The sequence below is a fragment of the Paenibacillus pectinilyticus genome (assembly GCF_001700435.1).
In the GTDB taxonomy this organism is placed as follows: Bacteria; Bacillota; Bacilli; order Paenibacillales; family NBRC-103111; genus Paenibacillus_E; species Paenibacillus_E pectinilyticus.
In genome coordinates, this window is sequence record NZ_LYPC01000022.1 from 248,971 (window position 1) to 268,197 (window position 19,227).

Annotated in this window: 19 protein-coding genes; 7 read left to right on the forward strand and 12 right to left on the reverse strand. The window is 43.7% G+C overall.

From position 1 onward, the window contains the following. The first annotated feature begins 169 nt into the window (after nt 1–169). The 4 genes from A8709_RS17465 to A8709_RS17480 are packed head-to-tail and all read left to right on the forward strand — an operon-like array spanning nt 170 to nt 4,344. Nucleotides 170–1,459, forward strand: coding sequence for a glycosyltransferase family 2 protein (locus A8709_RS17465; protein ID WP_167357117.1), 1,290 nt, complete (start codon nt 170–172; stop codon nt 1,457–1,459). Further along, nucleotides 1,446–2,153, forward strand: a complete 708-nt coding sequence (locus tag A8709_RS17470; protein ID WP_065853642.1) for a glycosyltransferase family 2 protein — start codon at nt 1,446–1,448, stop codon at nt 2,151–2,153. The genes A8709_RS17465 and A8709_RS17470 overlap by 14 nt, the downstream gene beginning before the upstream one ends. Beyond that, complete coding sequence (locus tag A8709_RS17475) at nt 2,150–3,286, forward strand: glycosyltransferase family 4 protein (protein WP_065853643.1); 1,137 nt, start codon at nt 2,150–2,152, stop codon at nt 3,284–3,286. Before A8709_RS17470 ends, A8709_RS17475 begins: the two co-directional genes overlap by 4 nt. Then, on the forward strand, nt 3,286–4,344 hold the full coding sequence (locus A8709_RS17480) for a polysaccharide pyruvyl transferase family protein (protein ID WP_065853644.1): 1,059 nt from the start codon (nt 3,286–3,288) through the stop codon (nt 4,342–4,344). Before A8709_RS17475 ends, A8709_RS17480 begins: the two co-directional genes overlap by 1 nt. Nucleotides 4,345–4,434: 90 nt before the next feature. Here A8709_RS17480 and A8709_RS17485 read toward each other — a convergent pair whose 3' ends face one another. The 4 genes from A8709_RS17485 to zwf all read right to left on the reverse strand — a co-directional run bounded on the left by A8709_RS17485 (nt 4,435) and on the right by zwf (nt 9,316). Next, complete coding sequence (locus A8709_RS17485; RefSeq protein WP_244163232.1) at nt 4,435–4,908, reverse strand: NUDIX hydrolase; 474 nt, start codon at nt 4,906–4,908, stop codon at nt 4,435–4,437. A 208-nt stretch (nt 4,909–5,116) separates the two neighbouring features. Next, a complete protein-coding gene (locus tag A8709_RS17490; protein ID WP_065853646.1) occupies nt 5,117–6,160 on the reverse strand; it encodes a stalk domain-containing protein in 1,044 nt (347 codons plus the stop codon). 116 nt (nt 6,161–6,276) lie between these two features. Beyond that, nucleotides 6,277–7,689, reverse strand: a complete 1,413-nt coding sequence (gene gndA, locus A8709_RS17495; RefSeq protein ID WP_065853647.1) for an NADP-dependent phosphogluconate dehydrogenase — start codon at nt 7,687–7,689, stop codon at nt 6,277–6,279. 94 nt (nt 7,690–7,783) lie between these two features. Next, the gene (gene zwf / locus A8709_RS17500; protein WP_244163233.1) at nt 7,784–9,316 is read right to left on the reverse strand and encodes a glucose-6-phosphate dehydrogenase; all 1,533 of its coding nucleotides are present in this window, start codon (nt 9,314–9,316) and stop codon (nt 7,784–7,786) included. Between the two features lie 52 nt (nt 9,317–9,368). Between zwf and A8709_RS17505 the strand changes: the two genes are divergently transcribed. After that, entirely contained in the window at nt 9,369–10,247 is an 879-nt protein-coding gene (locus tag A8709_RS17505; RefSeq protein WP_065853648.1) for a LysR family transcriptional regulator, read from the forward strand. A gap of 13 nt (nt 10,248–10,260) precedes the next feature. On the opposite strand, the gene A8709_RS17510 is transcribed toward A8709_RS17505, so the two are convergent. Then, nucleotides 10,261–10,656 carry a hypothetical protein gene (locus A8709_RS17510; protein WP_065853649.1) on the reverse strand — a complete coding sequence of 132 codons (396 nt, stop codon included), beginning with the start codon at nt 10,654–10,656 and terminating at the stop codon, nt 10,261–10,263. 212 nt (nt 10,657–10,868) lie between these two features. Continuing rightward, complete coding sequence (locus A8709_RS17515) at nt 10,869–12,563, reverse strand: tyrosine-protein phosphatase (RefSeq protein WP_065853650.1); 1,695 nt, start codon at nt 12,561–12,563, stop codon at nt 10,869–10,871. Between the two features lie 289 nt (nt 12,564–12,852). Between A8709_RS17515 and A8709_RS17520 the strand changes: the two genes are divergently transcribed. Both A8709_RS17520 and A8709_RS17525 read left to right on the forward strand, forming a co-directional pair. Then, nucleotides 12,853–13,551, forward strand: a complete 699-nt coding sequence (locus tag A8709_RS17520; RefSeq protein ID WP_065853651.1) for a GntR family transcriptional regulator — start codon at nt 12,853–12,855, stop codon at nt 13,549–13,551. Nucleotides 13,552–13,687: 136 nt separating this feature from the next. After that, nucleotides 13,688–14,791 carry a GerAB/ArcD/ProY family transporter gene (locus A8709_RS17525; RefSeq protein ID WP_065853652.1) on the forward strand — a complete coding sequence of 368 codons (1,104 nt, stop codon included), beginning with the start codon at nt 13,688–13,690 and terminating at the stop codon, nt 14,789–14,791. Here A8709_RS17525 and A8709_RS17530 read toward each other — a convergent pair. The 6 genes from A8709_RS17530 to A8709_RS17555 form a co-directional block, all read right to left on the reverse strand. Continuing rightward, nucleotides 14,777–15,007 (reverse strand): hypothetical protein, encoded by a 231-nt coding sequence (locus A8709_RS17530; RefSeq protein ID WP_065853653.1) that lies wholly within the window; start codon nt 15,005–15,007, stop codon nt 14,777–14,779. The genes A8709_RS17525 and A8709_RS17530 overlap by 15 nt on opposite strands. Next, nucleotides 15,004–16,182 carry a Ger(x)C family spore germination protein gene (locus A8709_RS17535; RefSeq protein ID WP_084225078.1) on the reverse strand — a complete coding sequence of 393 codons (1,179 nt, stop codon included), beginning with the start codon at nt 16,180–16,182 and terminating at the stop codon, nt 15,004–15,006. The genes A8709_RS17530 and A8709_RS17535 overlap by 4 nt, the downstream gene beginning before the upstream one ends. A gap of 36 nt (nt 16,183–16,218) precedes the next feature. Then, nucleotides 16,219–17,787, reverse strand: coding sequence for a spore germination protein (locus tag A8709_RS17540; protein WP_141692575.1), 1,569 nt, complete (start codon nt 17,785–17,787; stop codon nt 16,219–16,221). Nucleotides 17,788–17,974: 187 nt separating this feature from the next. Beyond that, the gene (locus tag A8709_RS17545; RefSeq protein WP_065853654.1) at nt 17,975–18,202 is read right to left on the reverse strand and encodes a tautomerase family protein; all 228 of its coding nucleotides are present in this window, start codon (nt 18,200–18,202) and stop codon (nt 17,975–17,977) included. 73 nt (nt 18,203–18,275) lie between these two features. Beyond that, a complete protein-coding gene (locus tag A8709_RS17550; RefSeq protein WP_065853655.1) occupies nt 18,276–18,818 on the reverse strand; it encodes an NAD(P)H-dependent oxidoreductase in 543 nt (180 codons plus the stop codon). A gap of 61 nt (nt 18,819–18,879) precedes the next feature. Further along, complete coding sequence (locus tag A8709_RS17555; protein ID WP_065853656.1) at nt 18,880–19,203, reverse strand: NIPSNAP family protein; 324 nt, start codon at nt 19,201–19,203, stop codon at nt 18,880–18,882. Nucleotides 19,204–19,227: the final 24 nt, after the last annotated feature.

Below are 19,227 nucleotides of genomic sequence, written 5' to 3' on the forward strand. Positions count from 1 at the left end.
TCCCGAGACTCTCATGCAATTTGTAATCAACTGTCGTAAACTGCCATTACGCGTTCCTATTTACCTAAGTCATTCAAATCAAGATCTCTCGAAATTGCACGTTAACTGTAAGGAAATAGAATGCGTACTTCTAGACCATCTTTCCACTCAGGAAAAAGAACCTAGAGCCTTGGAGCAAACGGTAGAATTCGTAATAGTGACAGCTGACCGCAGCGATCCAAGGGATCTGAAGCAGATGATACAAACAATTCAAAACGGCAGGTTCGATGCTATGTTGACTCAAGGGGAAGAGAAGTTACATCCTAACTTGAGCATCTCCCCGCTGCCTCTATGGCACAGGTTGATAAACGAATTCTCCGGAAGGCCCGAACTGGGCAGCGCCTCGCTTGCGAATCTTCCCTTTGCCCTGCCCACGCCTGAGTGGCGCTCATATGCTGGACTCCAATTGCTAAGAAACCCTGTTGATTCGCACCTCAGGTTAATCCGGTCCCCCTATCGGATCGGAGTGAAAGACAGCAGTTCAACCAACCTAGCTTCACTCGAGCAGAAAAGCGTAGAGCCTCCTCCTGGGATTGAAGAGCGGCTTGCGGCCCTTCTATCGCTACTTCCTCCTCCCAGAGGAGGTTGGAATGATGGTGCTCGAAGAAGGGATATTGTCGACAGGCTACATCAAGGTAACCTATCGCTGCCATCTCCATACCCCGGCAGGGATTACTCTTTCGATAGGAGAGGCGATAGAGCCAAGTCGTTATCTGTCATTATCCCGGCACGGAACGAGGAAGCAACGATTGGGCAAGTCATTCAGGAAATAAAGAAGCTTGCACCGAATGAAATTGTCGTGGTAATCAACGGATCAAGCGACCAGACAGAAACGATAGCTCGCGGGCAAGGTGCTACAACCATTAGTTTTGAGGATCCACTTGGTACGGATGTTGGTCGTGCAATTGGCGCATTTGCTGCACAAAGTGAGATTTTACTGTTTGTGGATGGAGACTTTGTCATCCCTTGGCAGGATCTAGTACCTTTCGTTGAATCTGCTTCAACCTGCTGTGATGTGGCTGTCAACCAATTAAATCATCATTTGCGGTTGCGTATGCCTGTTGGGACAGTAACGGCTCTGAAATATGCACTGAATACCGCGCTGGGGAGAGCGGATCTTGAGAATGCTTCGCTCGTTCATGTACCTTTTGCCATAAATAGGCGAGCGCTTGAGGTCATTCATTGGACTCATCTTCAGTGTCCACCCAAAGCTTATGCACTTGGACTGCTCGGCGGCTTGCATTGCTTGCCTGTTCACCAGGTTGAGGTAGACAGGCTGAACCGTTATCGACATGGAAAGCATGATTTGGCAGGAGAACGCTATTCTCAAGCAGCTGCACAGATTATTGGCGACCATATCGAAGCCATGCATACTATTTCGGACAAAAAAGGAGGAATGTACCGACATGATGAAGCGTGAACCCGGCATGGTTAGTGTCGTTGTGACTAACTGTAACCGTGAATTATTTTTGAAAGAATGTCTCGACAGCCTCCACCATCAGACCTATCCAAAGATTGAAATCATATTTGTAGATGATGCATCCACAGATCGATCGATTGGGGTGGTACAGTCATGGATGAAGGAAAATGGCGTCGATGCCAATCGTTTACTCCTTGTTTGTCTTTCGAGGAATGCAGGCTATTCCGGATCTTTGACCACGGGTCTATTCTTGGCACGAGGGGAGTTTATTGCCGTTCAAGACTCCGACGACTTCTCTCACCTATCTCGTTTCGAGAAACAGGTGAGTTACCTAGAGAACCATCCGGAAGTATCACTGGTTGGAAGCAATTATGCTTCGTTCAAGAACGAAGATCATCAGCAACGGCAATATACCCCTGCGAATTGGCTGAAGTACGGGGAGGAAATTCGTAAAGTCTACCGAAATGGCGGCCACTGTGTTTGTAACGGCACCATCATGTTCCGCGGAGCGATATTCGACCAGATTGGTGGACTTACCCGACGGATCGCTGGTGCAGAGGATTATGAATTTATCGTTAAGTTTCTCAATATTGGAGCTCGAATCGATAATATGCCCGAGATTCTGTATTACTATCGTTTTCACAGCAATCAAAGGTCTCTAGCCTATTTCGGAAAAGGAGGCGATCCATCATGACCACTGCCCCGTTGTCTGTGCTGATGGTACTCGATCAATTGAGTCCGGCTGGTACGGAGACGCACGTATTAAGTTTGACGAAGTCTTTGATCCAGAAAGGACATCACGTCAGACTGGTGGCGGCCGATGGTGAACTTCGTTCCTCGTTCGAACAAGCTGGGTGTTCCGTATATCTCATGGATCCTCCTGAAGACGGCTCCACCAATCGCGCAGAATGGATCAACACACTACAAAGAATCATGAAAATGACCCATTTCGATTGCGTTCATGCACATCAAACTCCCTCCGGTCTTTTAGCAGCAGAAGCTGCAAGCAGTGAAGGTATCCCTTTCATTTTCACAACACATGGAACGTATTATCCCAAAGACAGTCTTGGATCTCTCCTCTCCCGCTCGAAAGCCGTGATCGCTGTAAGTAAGCCGGTACAACAGTACGTGCAGCATATTGGTTATCCATCGCATTTAATTCCGAATGGTATCGACCTTGAGGAGTTTTATCCGTCTATAAGTACCCAGGTACGCTCGGAACTCGGCATTGCCGATACTTCTGTCCTCATCGTTTACGCGAGTCGTTTGGCTTGGGGCAAAGCGACGGCCTGTGACATCCTGCTGCGGGCAATGAAGGATCTCCATCGGTACGGCTGGCACCAGTTCGAGCTTGTCGTCGTTGGTGACGGCCCAAAGCGGGATTCGATTCAGCGTCTAGCTGAGTTCATTCACGAGGAAAGCGGCAGGAAGTTTATCCATTTAGCCGGTCAGCAAACCCAAATGCGTGACTTCTATAACGCCGCTGATATCGTGATCGGTACAGGACGCGTGGCGCTTGAGGCATTGGCTTCTGAAAAACCGGTGCTCGCCATCGGTAACAATGGTTTTTTCGGATGGGTGGAGCCTGGAAATTACGAGGAAGCCTGGTCGCTCTATTTCGGCGATCACGGCTCAAGTGCCTCGCATTCACGTTATCTTTTTGCGGATCAAATCATAAAAGGTTATCAGAAATTGGATGTGTTAACGGCACAAGGGCGGGAAAATAGACAGTGGGTCGAACGCTTATTTCATAGTGAACGTACAACTGATCAACTCCTCCAAATCTATCAGTCCGTTACGCAGGTATCACGAGAAAGGGGACAATAATGAAACGCATGCTATATTTGGGTTGGATCGGCTTTAATAATATTGGTGACGAGCTGATGTGGCAATTATTTCGAGATTACTGTTGGAGATTTCTCCCTTCAAAAGAATATGAAGTGATCCCATCGATTCCTGGCGTAGATATTCGTAACCATGGCCCTTACGATACGATCGTATTGGGTGGGGGATCATTATTAATTCCCGGCTATATCGACGTTGTTCACCAAGCCATTCAACAAAATAAAAAAGTTATCATTTGGGGAAGCGGCCACGATCGGCGGGAGTACACCCCTTTAGATGAATCAGGTCAAGTCTCCCTCCATCTGGCTTATACCGAAGAGCACAAGGCGACAAGTATAAAGCTTGCTGAAGTTGTTAGCCAGTCTGCTTTTTGCGGGGTTCGCGGTCCCCTCTCACTGCAATTTCTTCAACATTCCGGCGTGCCCATGGAAAAAGTCGTGATTAGCGGCGATCCAGGTTTTCTGCTGCCTAGCCCTGCTCGTTTGAAGAGTGAAAGTTCGAAACACGTTATTGGTGTGAACTGGGGAACTGCGTACAACCGGATTTTTGGTGGCAATGAGGAAAAAGTGGAACAGCATTTAGTCGAGGCGCTCCGGCGTTTGATTCGGCAGGGTTACGACATTACGATTTTTCCGGTATGGGGTCCAGACCGGGAGGCTTGTGAGCGTCTTTACCGCAAACTTGGAGATCCGGAACATGTCAAACTTGATCAGCGTCTGCATCATTACGAGGATTTGCTGGAAATTATGCAGGGGTATGACTTAACGATCAATTTCAAACTCCACAGCAATTATCTTTCCGCAGCAGCCGGTGTCCCCTTCATTTGCTTAGGCTACCGGTTTAAGTCGTTGGATTTCGGTTACTCCGTTAATCTTTCCGATTATGTGCTGCCTACTCATCTCGACCAGCTAACGGAAGTCATTCTCGACAGAGTTGCGAAGATCGAAGAAAATAAGGCATCCATTCTGGAGCAATTCGAAGTCAGCAGGAATTCTTACAGGACGCTACTGGAGCTGCCCTTCAAGGAGAAGCTTTTGTGAAATAGGAATAATCATATTCGCTACCCTATTGTTCAAATAAAAAAGGGCTGCCTCTTGAGGCAAGCCCTTCAAATATCGTGATCCCTTATCTTATAAACCAAGTTCTCCTTGTGGCTCACCACTCCATGGATCAAACTCTGTATAGAAGGAGCTGCCTCCAAAATCCAAATAAGCTTGAAATCGAGTACGTATGGCTGGATCAGTAATCATCGCTAGTACGGTATCCTTTTCAAACCAAAAACTTTCTAAGGTTTCTTCGGAGGCAAATAGTTCTCCACTCACAGGATTGCACATAAAGTCGAACATAAGTTTGTTTGAACTATCAGTTACACTGTTATGCCATTTATGCATGACTGAATTTGAATAAACACCGATTAAGTAAGATACATCTATGTTTATTCCACAATCTACTTTTACTTCTCTAATTAAAGCAGTCATTAGGTCTTCACCTTCTACGATTTTCCCTCCAGGAAATATCCAACCGCTATGTTTCGTCTTTACTAATAAGATGTATCCATGTTCATTCTCCACAATACCACCGACAACTACAATTGGGTTTGGCATATACATCATACTCACAACCTTTAATGGGCTAGAACATTAGATGTTAAACCAACAGCGCACGAACAATCTTCCTTACAGTATTAATATCATCCCAATATTAAATTTGACTGTAAACAAACTTAAAAGAAGATAAATATTTTTGTTACATCCACTAACTTATTGTTACCATGGATGCGTGCTTTGATATCAATGACCTTCTTTCTTCCCATCAGAACAATCTACGTGCCGTGACAAAACGCTTCTTCCACTTATCATCGAAACTCTCTATATGTACGCCAAGGTCCTTTGAATAGGTATGAAGCAATTGGTTATCTCCTGCATAGATGGCTACGTGACCAATATCAAGCCCGCGAGCACTAAAAAACAAAAGATCACCTTTGCGTAATTCGTCGATGCCAACTTCTTTCCCTTTTAGAGCTTGATCATAGGAGACGCGCGGTAGATCAATGGACAGCACTTCGCTAAACACATGTTGAACAAATGAAGAGCAATCAAATGTATTGGTTTGACCGGGTGCTGCGCCGAACTCATAGGGAGTTCCTATGAATTTGGATCCAAACGTGATCAACGCATCCGCTTTCTTGGCAGTTAAAGACGATTGGTTCAGATAATCCGTATACATTGGGGCAGCAGAAATGAATCCAAATGTACCGTCTTGGGTTTGAACCTCCAACCAGTTCGCGTCCATTTCTCGGATGACGTGAATCTTATCACTTTTGGAAAGCATGCGTAGGACACTGTTGTCCGTCGTATCTTTATCAGGTGTAGTACGCAGATTGACGCCGTATTGAATCGTGGTTTCATAGTCATGAACAGACGAAATTGTAATGGATCGGGAATAATCATGCCATGCCACGAGATTACCAAGCGTTTCACTTATAAATCGAAGTGGAACCATCGTCGAACCATCGATAATTTTACCAGCAATGGGCAGCTCTAATCGTTGTTGATTCTTATAAGCAGCCATCTCGCCGATTTGGTAGGTAAATACATCATTATTTTTCTTAGCTGTAACTGTTCGCGTGCTCTCGTCCCAAGTAATTTGGGCACCTTCTGCCTCAAAAAGTGTTCGCATCGGAACGAGGCTATATCCATTTTCAATAACAGCAGGTGTCTGAAAAGATAACAGATGCCCGTCCAGATAGACGGATGGTGATGGACTCTCGTCAGCATGAACAGAAGTTGCATGGAGCAATGCCATACTTAGAAATGTTAGTTTGATACCTTGTACAACACCTTTACGAAATCTCATGTGGCATGACCCCTCATAGGTTAATTCCTATATACTTCGAGATGATCACGTTCCTTAGGTCCGTAAAGAGAGCTGCCTTATAAAGGAAAAAGGCCCCTCTCGGGGCCCCATATTAGTTAATTCTCCATCCATTGAAAATGAAAACTTCCCTTTTTATCAACTCGCTCAAACGTATGCGCCCCAAAATAATCTCTTTGTGCTTGAAGCAAATTGGCTGGCAGCCGCTCTGTACGATAGCTGTCGTAATAGGCTAAGGCGGAAGCGAATCCAGGGACCGGAATCCCTCTCGTTACGGCAATGGAGATCACTTTTCTCCAAGCATCCTGATAGTTATCAACGATGGAACCGAAATATTCGTCTAACAACAGGTTTTTAAGAGCAGGATCACGGTCATAAGCATCTTTGATATTTTGCAAAAATCTTGCGCGAATAATACATCCCCCGCGGAAAATCATCGCAATGCTGCCATAGTTCAAGTCCCAGTTGTATTCATCGGAAGCTGCTCTCATTTGTGCAAATCCTTGCGCATAGGAAGCAATTTTGCTGGTGTACAAAGCTTTACGAACAGCTTCGATAAATTCCTTTGGATCCCCGTCATAGCTGGATACCGCAGGGCCACTCAGTCGTTTGCTTGCGGCTACACGCTCTTCTTTCATAGCCGAGAGGAACCGCGCGAACACAGATTCCGTGATGATGGACAAGGGAACGCCCAAATCCAATGCACTTTGACTTGTCCATTTTCCGGTTCCTTTTTGTCCTGCCGAATCGAGAATAACATCAACCATCGGTTTGCCTGTCTCAGGATCTGTCTTTGAGAAAATATCAGCTGTGATCTCGATCAAATAACTATCCAGCTCGCCATTATTCCATTCGGTGAAAATCTCATGGAGTTCACTTGTGCTTAAGTGGAGTACATCTTTCAGCAAATGATAAGCTTCGCCAATGAGCTGCATATCGCCGTACTCGATGCCATTGTGCACCATTTTCACATAATGCCCAGCGCCATCCTCGCCAATGTAAGTCGAGCACGGATCGCCATTCACTTTGGCCGAAATCGCCGTCAAGATAGGCTCGACAAGTTCATAGGCATCTTTTTGCCCGCCTGGCATAATCGCAGGACCATTCAGGGCTCCCTCTTCGCCGCCTGAAACGCCAGCGCCGATAAAGCGGAATCCTTTCGCTTGCAGATCCTTGTTTCTTCTTTGCGTATCAGGGAAAAAGGCGTTGCCGCCGTCGATGAGAATATCCCCTGGACTAAGGTATGGCAGTAGCTGATCGATGGTATCATCTGTCGGTTTTCCCGCTTTGACCATGATGAGGATTTTACGCGGCGTCTCGAGCGATTGGACAAATTCTTCTATACTATACGTACCGATAAAATTCTTTCCTTGTACTTCTGCCATTAGTTCTTTCGTTTTCTCTGGTGAACGATTGTATACTGCTACGGAGAAGCCTTTACTTTCAATATTCATGGCTAAGTTTTTACCCATTACGGCCAAACCAACTACACCAATTTGCTGTTTTTCCATGTTCATTACCTCCTGTTAGTTTCCAAGATGTCCCGAATTTTCCTTATGAATCGTATCTTTAGGTAAAGCTCGAATCGTAATCACATATAATTGATCAAGTGTTGTAGTGATAAGTAGGGACATTTCCTTGGGTTGCTTCGTCATTTGATGCATTTTTGTTATCGAACCACCAATGGAAGCCATCTCTCGCAAGCAATTCATCAGCTTCAAGCGGCCCGAACGACCCTGCTGGGTAGATATGAAGCGGTAGCAAGTTCTCTTGATAAGCCTCTAAGATAGGCTGCACCCATTCCCACGATAATTCCACTTCATCCCAATGGGCAAAATAAGTTTTATCACCCATTAAAGCATCGTAGATGAGTGATTCATAAGCGTCAGTAACTCCTTCTTTCAGGAAGCTTACTTGGTTTCGAATGGGCAGCTCACCCTCTGAATGTTCTTGAACCGATTGGCTTTTTTGAAAGAAAATGCCTTCGTTCGGTCCAATTTCTATGATCAAGAGATCCTTAAGGGGACCCTCCAATTTAAATTCGATCACGATTCTCGTTACCTTTTCTTTCAACCGCTTACCGGTTCGGATATAGAGGGGGATGTCCTTCCAGAATGGATCATTGCTTTGCAGTCTGGCTGCAATGAAAGTATCATTTTGAGAGTCAGAAGCTATTCCAGGTTCATTTGTATAGCCGACAACCTGCCCCTCTTTTATCTCCCCTGCACCATATTGACCACGAACAATGTGGTGTTTAACATCCATTTTATGAAGCGGCTGCAACGACTTGATTATCTTTCTTTTTAGTGGCCCAACTTCTTCTACTGAACTTCGATTCGGTAATTCGATCGTTAACATCATAAGTAATTGAAGCATATGATTCTGGAACATATCGCGGATTGCCCCTGCGTGATCGTAGTATCCAGCCCTTTCCTCCACACCCAATGTTTCGTTTGCGGAAATTTGAATGCTGGCCATACTTCGCGACCTTAGCTCTTGCTCTGAGAGTGCAGAATGCAGCAGTTGCCCCATTTGCTGAACCATTGGTTTGCCTAGATAATGATCAATTCGATAAATTTCAGTCTCATCGAACGCTTGGTTTAACTTCTGATTCAAATGTCTAGCAGACTCTAGGTCATGGCCGAAAGGCTTCTCTATTACCAGCCGTTTCCACCCATCAACTGAACCAAGTCCACTTTCGTGAATATTGGTTGCGATTGTTTCAAAAAATTCAGGTCCAACAGATAAATAAAACATGCGATTAGGCGTTATGTTAAGCTCTTCTTCCCGCTCTTCAACCACCCGCAGCAGCTTTGTGTAATCTTCTTTGCGTTCAACATCTAGAACCTGATAGCGAAATGCACGCAAGAATTTTTTAATTACAGCGGCATCTTTCACTTCACTTCGGGAAAAGTTAAGAAGGGATTGCTCGACATTTGACTGAAATGTTTCATGAGATAGTTCCCTTCTTCCGAGACCAATCAAGGAAAAGGATGAAGGCAGTTTCTGATCGACGAACAATTGATATAGGGCTGGGTAAATCTTTCTTTTGGCTAAATCACCTGTTGCTCCAAACAATACAAACGTTGCTGGCTTCAATTTGCTCACTCCTTCACTGGTTTCTTTTTCATTGCTCATCTATAATGTTTCATATATCTACTAAATCAATCTAGGAGCTAGCCCACATTTTATGATCAATAATTATGAATTGTACAAAGTTTTCTATTGGGCTGCGAAGACAGGCAGCTTAACCCAGGCTGCTAAAGTCTTGTACCTCACTCAACCGAGCGTCAGCCATGCCATAAAACAACTGGAAGATAGTTTTGGCATTACCTTATTTAATCGTAATTCCAAAGGCGTTGTGCTCACACAAGAGGGCGAAGTCCTCTATTCCTACATAGAAAAATCTCAAATCTTAATCGCACAAGCTGAAAAACAAATGACCGCTCTTAAAAATTTAGATAGTGGCGAGCTGCGGATCGGCGGAAGCGACTCCCTGTTCAAGCATTACATTCTTCAACACTTGGAAAACTTTCATAAGCAGTATCCCGGCATCAGACTTCATCTTAATCATGGAACAACCCCAGAAATCATATCGCTTCTGAAAGAAGGGGAAATTGATTTAGGTGTCGTTCGTATGCCGATTGCTGACCCCGAGCTAGAAGTAAGAGAAAGCTTCCAGCTTCAGGATTGCTTTGTAGCGGGATCTCTTTATTCCGAGCTTCAAAATGTCGTTCTATCTTTGGATATGTTGCTCCAATACCCAATCATCCTATTCTCACGAAATAGCCGAGCACGAATGGCCATTACGGAATTATTTCAAAGTTATGGTCACCAACTCAAACCTGAAATCGAAGTTGGCAGCGTAGATCTACTCATTGAGTTAGCTCGGAAAGGTCTCGGCATTTCATACGTAACTAGAGAATTCGTATCAAAAGAACTGGAAGAAGGAACGCTCTTCGAGATTCAATTAGATGTGCCGATACCACCCTCGCAGGTCGGGATTATGATTATGCGCAACATGCCGATCTCCAACGCAGTAAACAAGTTTATTGATCTGGTTCAATAAAAAGCATAACACCTTACGCAGGTACTCCTGATAACCAACCAACGGCATTGTGAATATCATCGAAATCATGATAGTTGAATTCAGTTGTATCTTTTCCGATGGTTTCCCTCATATCGACAGTAGGAAAGGTATTCTCTGTCGTAACAGTAGCTGTATATTGAATGCCAGCATCAAGAAGTTTTGGCAGCCACTCTGCAGACAACCAATTTACATCTTCGGCTAAAACCATTTTAGGACTTTTATCAATCAAGGCTTTTTTCGCCTTTTTTATGACGGCCAGTTCAATCAGTTTATTTAGAGGCACACGGAACTCATCTTCCTGCGCTGTAGAATTCCAACGAATTACAACAGCTTCAATCACGTCATCCCAAAAAATATGAGCTTTATCTGAAAAGTAATAGTGCATCATATTTCATCTCTCCTTTCATACATCTTACTATTGAGAAATGTTTCTTTTCTTAATACAACTATAGTACGAAATGCATCCATACAAGTAATTAATATATTTCACAATAGCCATAGACGGGATGAATGGGATTACTTTAAATAATTGTAGTCAAACGATGTGCAAAAATAAAAAAAGCCCGTACGCTCACTAAAGAGCACGGGCTTTTTCCTATGTTACGCCTTCTTCGCAAGTTGCAAGAAGCGCTCCAGCATTGTCGCTGCTTGCGCACGCGTAGCCGGCACCGATGGTGACAGCATGTCGTCACCAAGACCGTTCACGAGCCCGCTTTGCAGAGCCGCGGCCATTTCCGGACGCGCCCATACGATGCTGCTGCTGTCTTTGAACTTCGCCAGCACCGATTTCTCAGCATCGGCGCTTAATGCAGTACTTGTGCCGGAAGCCTGCATGGCGCGGACGAGCATCGCCGACAGTTCTTCGCGCGTAATCGGCGCATCTGGCTTGAAGCTGTGATCCTCGTAGCCGGAGATCAGCTTCGCCTTAACAGCTGCACTCACCGGTGCTGCATACCAGTCGCTGTCAGCGACGTCTTGGAAACCACTCGGTGCAGCGGAGGCCGGTAGTTTTAGTCCGCGGACTAGCAGCGCAGCGAACTCAGCGCGCGTGATGCTGCGGTTCGGTGCGAACGCCAGATCGTTAACACCGCTAACAATCGACTCACTTGTTAGCTGCTCAATATCCTTTTGCGCCCAGTGGCCCATAATATCACCGAAGCTCGGTGCGTAAGTGCCCGGCGTTTCTAGATACATCGTTTTGAGCTCCTCACGATCCTTCGCAGTCACCCCGAGCACCTTCTCAAAGAAGACATCGTAGGTGCCATATTGCTTTTTGATCTCATCCAACGAGGCTTGTAGCCACTCCGGCTCTACGCCAAGAATGGAAGTGGCGATCTTCTTCGAATCCTCTGTTGTCATCATAGGAGCCATATACTTTAGCGTCGCCTGATTGCCGGCCGCCCGATAGTCGTTGCTCAGTAAGTAATCTTGCATAATAGTTTTCTCGTCGACCCCAAGCGCTAGCAAAATGAGCGCTGATCCCAAGCCTGTACGATCCTTGCCCGCTGTACAGTGGTAGACGATGGCTCCGTTTGCAGGATCTTTCAACAGTTCGAACATCGTTTTATAAGCCTGCACTTGTGGATCACTGACCATATTGCGCTGGCCGTCTTCCATCATCGCCATCATGGAGGCGTAATCCATTTTGAACAGCTGCGTAATATCGGTCGAGTTCCCCAGGTCTTTCATGACCGGATCCCAAACATAAGTAACACCTGGAATTTGCGGATCTGGTTTCTGTGCAACTTCACCTTGAGAGCGGAAATCGATGTCGGTGCGAATACCAAGGTCCTGCACAACTTGCTTATCACTTGTAGTTAATGCTGCCAGCTCGTTCGCCCGGAACAGCTTGCCCCATTTGATAGTGCGCCCATCCGCTGTGCGATAGCCACCCAAGTCGCGGAAATTGTCAAGCCCCTTGACGTTAACTTTGCGTTCAGCTGTAATCACGGACGTGCCGCCGCCTTCAATCAGGAAATATGTACGACCTGAAGGGTTCGGATCCTTCACAACGAAAGAGTTTTCTTTGACGCCCGATGTCAAGACATTATGTTCTTTATCAAAATTGTAAGGTGAACGGCTCCAAGTAATGCGAACGTCCCCGTTTTGCGCCGCACCTAACTCCCAGCTCAGCTTGATCGTTCCGTCTGATTGCCGTTCCACGCCAGCAGATACGGTTGTGGCTTGCTGCTGTACAACCTCATCTGCGTGAACCTCATTCAATCCGCCTACCGTCTGAATCAAAGTCATACCCAACATAACTGCCGCTGCTTGTACCGCTAACCATTTTTTCATTGGAAGTCTCCTGTCTATTATTCAGTAATTTTTCGCGTTGTTTCAGGTATTAGATTATGACTGGATTGTTTTTGGAATATTCGACTTATGTAAACACACTGTTAATCTTTTATAATTCCTCCTACTGCGAAAACAGTAAATACCCCGTTAAAACGGGGTGAAACCTAGGAATATTGCGTGCTCAGCAGGCGAGAAAATTAATTTATTTTTCATCCACTTTATACTCAACTTACATACAACCTGTATAATAGACTTTATAGACTCTATGATAAAGGCGGATTATGATTAAATGACCACACGTCAACCCGATGCACGGAACGCATCGAATCAATTGGGCTCAGCTAAGCCATCACTTGAAAAACTATCCTATCAACAAATTCGTGAGAATATTATCAATGCGCATTTTCTACCAGGCATGCTGTTATCGGAAAATGAGCTGGCCGAGCAATTCGGCATGAGCCGCACACCCATTCGAGCAGCGATCTCCCTCCTGGAGACAGAGGGTTTTGTGGAGTCCATTCGGGGACGCGGAGTCTTCGTCAAAGAAATCTCGTTTCGGGAATTTCACGACATATTCGAGGTACTCTCCTCGATGCAGCTATATAGCCTCGAAATCGCAGGTCTCCGGAAACTCAGCTTTAATCTGCCTGAATTGGAATACCATCTCTCGAGGCAGCTGCGCGCTTCAGAAGAGGACGACTATCGCACGTATTACGAAAGTGGGCTTCTCTTTATTGAAACCATGCTGCTTCTTGTGAACAATGCGAGCATGCTGCATTTCCTGGAGCAAATGAAAGGGAAATATATGTTCAAAATTATTTCGTACCGTAAGCTGCATGCCCAAACACTGCCGAAGCCGCAGCAATCCGGACAATGCAATCAACACATCTATGATGCGCTTGTCGCTGGTGATTTGGACGGAGCCAAAAGAATCATACTAGAGCTCATCGAGCGAACCCATCAGCAATTCCAGTCTTTTGGCTTATAAAATCAACGGAATTTAATTGCAGAACCGCTTTCAACCTGTATTGGTCAACTACTTGTATAAAGACTTTAACGTATAAATGAATTACGAAAAGTCAATACTTGGAACGACCTCTATGGGGTAAGGAGCGTGTTTTCATTTGCAGAAAATCGAAAAAATTACTGGACACCAACTAGGTTTAGTCCTCTTCACTTTTATCATTTCCACAATCATCTTATCCCTTCCAGGATTGATGGTGATGTTTGCCAAGCAAGATGCATGGCTCTCGGTTATTCCATCTATAACAACAGGATTATTAAGTATTTGGGTGATGACAGCACTTGCGAATCGCTATCCGGGATTGACAATTATACAATACAGTTCAAAAATCCTCGGGAAATGGTTAGGAACGATGTTGGGGTTATATTATATTTATTTCTGGTTTGTATCCATTTCAGTTATGACCATACAGCATACTGTATTTATTAATACGCTTCTATTACCCAAAAGCCCATCTTTAGTGGGAAGTTCGACATTATTACTCTTAAGCAGTGTCGTTGTTATTTCAGGAATAGAGGCAATTGGAAGATGTACGGAGTTTCATACGCCACTCTACTTGATTTTTGTGATTCCACTCTTTTTGTTGATGGTTGGTGAAGCAGATCCTGGTCAAATCAAGCCAATATTAGCAGAAGGATTACTCCCTGTTTTACAAGGAGCTGTCATTCCATCCGGAGCTTTTATGAATCAAATATTCATTTTGGGATGGCTCATTCCGTATTTAAATCATCCTGAAAAGGCCCGAAAAGTCTCACTGATTGCGCTTCTCGGGATATCCGTTTTTATTTTTATCGTAGTTTTACTCACCATTATGGTTCTGGGTCCGTTAACAGGGAAACTCAACTATTCGTTTTTAAGTGTCATTCAATATATTGGTATTCAAGGTTCATTTGAACGTCTTGAGGCCATTGCGGTCTCGATGTGGGTGTTAGGGTATTTTACGAAGGTATCCGTGTCCTTGTTTATTTTATGTCTTAGTATAAGCCAAATTTTCAGTATGAGAAATTATCGAGATATTGTATATCCGACAGCACTTTTATCCCTTATTGGATCGATTTGGATATTTAAAAACAGCTCTGAGCTTCTCTCCTATTTAACTTTCATTTACCCTAGTTCAGGATTTTTAACGCAAAGCCTCATCCCGTTGTTCCTTCTACTAATTGACTCTATTAAAAGCAGAGTAGGTAACTCACTGCATCAATAGTATTTTCCCAATAGGTTCAAATATGACTTTGAAAGGGATAAGAATGCTTGGTACGTCAACACCAGCAATTAATAAAGAGCCCACAATGGAGGAAATTCCCATTAAACTACTATATACGGCTGCTTCTTTGTTTTTTTGCTTACTTAGCAAGGACTGAATTCGAAAATACGACCAAACAAGCATTATCAGTACATAAGCAGCTATTCGTATAATCATTGTTTGATCTCCTGTACTTTTAATTGTAGAGGCGGTCCAGCCATTCCAGTTCCAACCATTAATTTGACATCGACGGAGACGTCTACCTCTGGAAACTTCTCTTCCCAATGGTCTTTCACTACTTTCCACACCTTCGGATGATTGCGATAAATTTCTCTACCGAAACCCATGCTATCTACCTTGAATCGCTTTTGAACTTTGGATAATACATCTCTAACTTGTTGCTCAACGGAATCTTCGAATAGATGCTGTACAAGCTCAAGATTTTTCGGCAGAGAGATATCCAGCGGGGAATTATTTTCGGAGAGACTTCCTTCTCCATACAGCTGAATGACCATCTTAATCTGAGAACCATTTATTTCTGTAGAAATTCTTCGATTAGCATCGTTCAAAAGCATCCCTATGTTACCGTCACCTTCTGGTAAATCAGCATTGATCCTACCTTGCTTCATTCGATCGGTTAGCCAATTAAATCCATTTGTTTCTTTTTCATTTAAATAACCGACTAATTTTAAGTCTTTAAAAATAGCGGATCCAGCGAGCTTGAATAGTTGATTCTTGTTTGCTGTTAGGCCATCAGATATACCATCAGACTCTATAACCCCCATAACCGGACTGATACCTTCACTTGATGCAGCAATAAAAAAATCGCGCAAAGTAACCGCTAACTCGCTCTGTAAATTTTCCATTTCTTTAATGGCCTCGATTGGCACTTGTTCAAAGGGATATTTGGTTCGTAGAATTTCTCGCCCTTCCCCCCCTTTTACAACCATAATATACGTTTTTAAACGTTGACGCGGATCATGAATATACACATCAAGAATATCTTTAATCCCGTATTTCGCTAATGACTCGCCAATAAAAATAACGCCACGATGTGCGGTAAATAACCTACGGGAACTTTTTTTCTGTAGCTTTTGAAAAGCTTCGTTGGCATTTTTCCCTGTTGCTGAGATGACAAAAAACTTCTCATTCTGACTGCTGCCTCCACTCCCAGGTCCTCCCTGACCAGAAGAAGGAATTGCGATCTGTAGCGATAACATATAATTACCGTTCTCCGTTAAATCAAAAGCTGCACCTGAAATGAAGGCAAGATCATTGATCTCCGTACGGTCCCAACAACCGCTTATAATGACTATGATAAGAAGTAAGCCGATGTGTAGGACTGGTTTCATTCTGATGCGTTTCCTTTCCTCAGTCTTTGATCCATCCTAGTTGTTATCCGCTGGCTGTTTCCCTTGACTAGGACTTGGTTTTTGACCTTCTGGCTCACGAATAGAATTGAGAGATCCAGTAGCCTGTGGTCGATGTGTTTTCGCCCATATGGGTGCTCGGATAATAACATCCTTCAAATTCTTGAATGCCAGAGGAGCAATCGGTGTAAAATAGGGCACGCCAAACGAACGAAGTTGTGTGATATGTAACAAGATACACATAAACCCCAGTACAATACCATATAGACCAAGCGTACCGGCCAAGAATAGCATCGGAAAGCGAAGCAAACGGATCCCATTCGCAAAGCTATATCGTGGAATTGTAAACGCAGCAATGCCCGTGATGGATACGATAATGACAATTGGAGCAGATATTATGCCAGCTTGTACAGACGCCTGACCAATGACCAAGGCCCCTACTATGCTTATCGCTTGCCCTATTTGTTTGGGTAAGCGAATCCCGGCTTCACGCAATGCCTCGAATATGATTTCCATTAATAAGGCTTCGACCAGCGCTGGGAATGGAACCGGCTCTCTCGAAGAGGCAATACTCAAAACAAGATTAGTAGGAATCATCTCCTGATGGAATGTCGTAATGGCAACATATAAGGGCGGTGCAAATATTGCAATGAATATGAACAGGAACCGGATCCACCGAACAAAAGTAGCGATTGGCCAACGAATATAGTAATCCTCACTCGCTTGAAGTCCATTCCAAAATGTCATAGGGGCTATTAATACAAATGGGCTGGTATCGACAAGAATGCCTATTTTCCCTTCCAATAACTCTGCAGCTACAACATCTGGTCGTTCTGTGCTGTGCACAAGTGGAAAAGGAGAGTATGGATTATCTTCAATAAATTCCTCGATATAGCCAGAATCTAGAATTCCGTCAATCTGAATCCGAGATACGCGATTTCGAACTTCCTCGACAACTGGTTCAGAAGCAATGCCGGCTATGTAGGTAATAACAACTTTGGTTTGAGAAAACTCCCCAATTGTATAGGACTCCATTTTAAGTCGTGATGATTTAATCCTGCTCCGTATCAAGCCTATATTCGTTGAAATATTCTCAATAAAACCAACCCTAGGTCCGCGTATGACGGGTTCAGATGGCGGTTCTTCAAGGCTTCGTTGCGTTTTGCTGATAACATTGACCAAAAAGGCATCGCTGCTGCCCATTGTAAGAACAGCGGCATGACCGGTTAACACATGAGAAACAATGTCAGCTATTTGGCTTGTGAGTGCCGTACTTCCTATTGAGATCATCGGATCATCTATCAAATGATTTGTCTCTTGCGATGTCAAAGCTTTCAATATATGATCATCAATCATTTGCTCTTCAACCAGACTTGAAAGGTAGATGACCAACCAATGGTTTTGATCACTCTGCCGAACTTTACGAAATATGATATCGGAACTATTATGGAAAATACGTGTAAAAGTTAATTCGTTTTGATCCAAATCAGAGGTTAATTGGGTATTTGCTTCTTCTCCAGATACATGTTCATCTGGAATTTTGGGATACACGGGGCTAATATGCATCCATTTCTTAAACCAATTCACAACATAGCCTCCTAATAAACACTGATAGATATATATTTCCATTTTTCGTCAAAAATATTCTAGAACAGAGTTGATCTTTTATTACTGAATACCCCAGAATTCTTACGGATATAAAGAAAAATCCTCACTTAGTTAAGTGAGGATTTTTAATATGCTTAATTAAAAGTTTCTATTGTATGCTCTGCAGTTATTGGGAACGTTGTTTGCGATATTCAAGTGCTGGCAGTCCGCCCCATCCCCAATTCTCTGTATCAACTTCCTCAATAATGACATGTGTAGAATCCAATGGCTTATGAAGTACTTCGAGTAAAAGTTCACTGACACCTTTGATGAGCGCTGCCTTCTCCTCAGCTGTGACAGACTGACGATCAGGGGTAGTTCCCTCTCGGGTTACTTTAATGGTAACGACGGGCATTATCTTAACCTCCTTGACATGCATTGTTTATCGCGTGCAGGTTGAATCCTTAGATATGTTAATTAGAAAGTTTTTATTGTCTAACGCCAAGTGGTTTAACTGTTTTAATATGATGAATATAATCCTTCGTACTCTGTGCTAAACGTTCTTCCGTAACGGTAGACGTATCGTTAAGTGCAAAGTGAGGGAGATAGGAAGCGCTAATGAATTCCGCAAGTGCTTCGATGGGACGTAATAGTTCCTGTAGTGTAAAGCGATTAGATCCAGTTGCTTGATACGACGCTGCTGTGCCATAAGTTGAAATGGCTGCACCTATTTCTTTGCCTGCCGTTTTAGAGCCATCTGGTCCATAAGCCCAACCATATTGTAAGACAGTATCAAACCACTTCTTAAGCAAAGACGGTGAACTGTACCAATAAAGCGGGTATTGGAAAATAATCCGATCATGTGCCTCAATGAGTTTCTGCTCTTTCGCGACATCGATATTTTCATCCGGATATTCTTTGTATAGTTCATGAATAGTGAATCCACCATCCTTCTGCAAACCTTCAAGCCAAGATTTATTCCAGTTAGATGTTTCAATGTTAGGATGCGTTACGATGACTAAAGTTTTCATTTATAATTGCTCCATTCTAAGTTGTATTTGTTAGTAGAAAGATAGGTTACCTTAACGATTATCAATTGTTCTCGAAAAAAGAAACATTTTTCATAAATATACTTTCTTGTTTATGAACTAACGCTCCGTCAAGTTCTGAAATTCGTTTCACTTCAATCCATTCAGGATCATTGCGAAAACGGTCATAGTTCAGATTGCGCATTTCCATATTGGGATGCTCAACTATATAATATAGTCGGTTATTTGCTTCATCGATATCTTCCCAAAATTGCGTCACTTTCATGCCATGTTTCATAAATAGTTGAATAACATGGTCACTGAACCTATCTTGAATTGCCTTCATCTTACCTGGGTGAACGTGATAGATTCGCAGTTCATACAACATGTCTACTCACCTCCTGTTATCAAT

Excerpts from the sequence above, each read along its gene's own strand:
- A8709_RS17470 (WP_065853642.1), top strand. The coding sequence starts at position 1,446 with ATGATGAAGCGTGAACCCGGCATGGTTAGTGTCGTTGTGACTAACTGT.
- A8709_RS17475 (WP_065853643.1), top strand. The coding sequence starts at position 2,150 with ATGACCACTGCCCCGTTGTCTGTGCTGATGGTACTCGATCAATTGAGT.
- A8709_RS17480 (WP_065853644.1), top strand. The coding sequence starts at position 3,286 with ATGAAACGCATGCTATATTTGGGTTGGATCGGCTTTAATAATATTGGT.
- A8709_RS17485 (WP_244163232.1), bottom strand. The coding sequence starts at position 4,908 with ATGCCAAACCCAATTGTAGTTGTCGGTGGTATTGTGGAGAATGAACAT.
- A8709_RS17490 (WP_065853646.1), bottom strand. The coding sequence starts at position 6,160 with ATGAGATTTCGTAAAGGTGTTGTACAAGGTATCAAACTAACATTTCTA.
- gndA (WP_065853647.1), bottom strand. The coding sequence starts at position 7,689 with ATGGAAAAACAGCAAATTGGTGTAGTTGGTTTGGCCGTAATGGGTAAA.
- zwf (WP_244163233.1), bottom strand. The coding sequence starts at position 9,316 with ATGAGCAATGAAAAAGAAACCAGTGAAGGAGTGAGCAAATTGAAGCCA.
- A8709_RS17505 (WP_065853648.1), top strand. The coding sequence starts at position 9,369 with ATGATCAATAATTATGAATTGTACAAAGTTTTCTATTGGGCTGCGAAG.
- A8709_RS17510 (WP_065853649.1), bottom strand. The coding sequence starts at position 10,656 with ATGATGCACTATTACTTTTCAGATAAAGCTCATATTTTTTGGGATGAC.
- A8709_RS17515 (WP_065853650.1), bottom strand. The coding sequence starts at position 12,563 with ATGAAAAAATGGTTAGCGGTACAAGCAGCGGCAGTTATGTTGGGTATG.
- A8709_RS17520 (WP_065853651.1), top strand. The coding sequence starts at position 12,853 with ATGACCACACGTCAACCCGATGCACGGAACGCATCGAATCAATTGGGC.
- A8709_RS17530 (WP_065853653.1), bottom strand. The coding sequence starts at position 15,007 with ATGATTATACGAATAGCTGCTTATGTACTGATAATGCTTGTTTGGTCG.
- A8709_RS17535 (WP_084225078.1), bottom strand. The coding sequence starts at position 16,182 with ATGAAACCAGTCCTACACATCGGCTTACTTCTTATCATAGTCATTATA.
- A8709_RS17545 (WP_065853654.1), bottom strand. The coding sequence starts at position 18,202 with ATGCCCGTCGTTACCATTAAAGTAACCCGAGAGGGAACTACCCCTGAT.
- A8709_RS17550 (WP_065853655.1), bottom strand. The coding sequence starts at position 18,818 with ATGAAAACTTTAGTCATCGTAACGCATCCTAACATTGAAACATCTAAC.
- A8709_RS17555 (WP_065853656.1), bottom strand. The coding sequence starts at position 19,203 with ATGTTGTATGAACTGCGAATCTATCACGTTCACCCAGGTAAGATGAAG.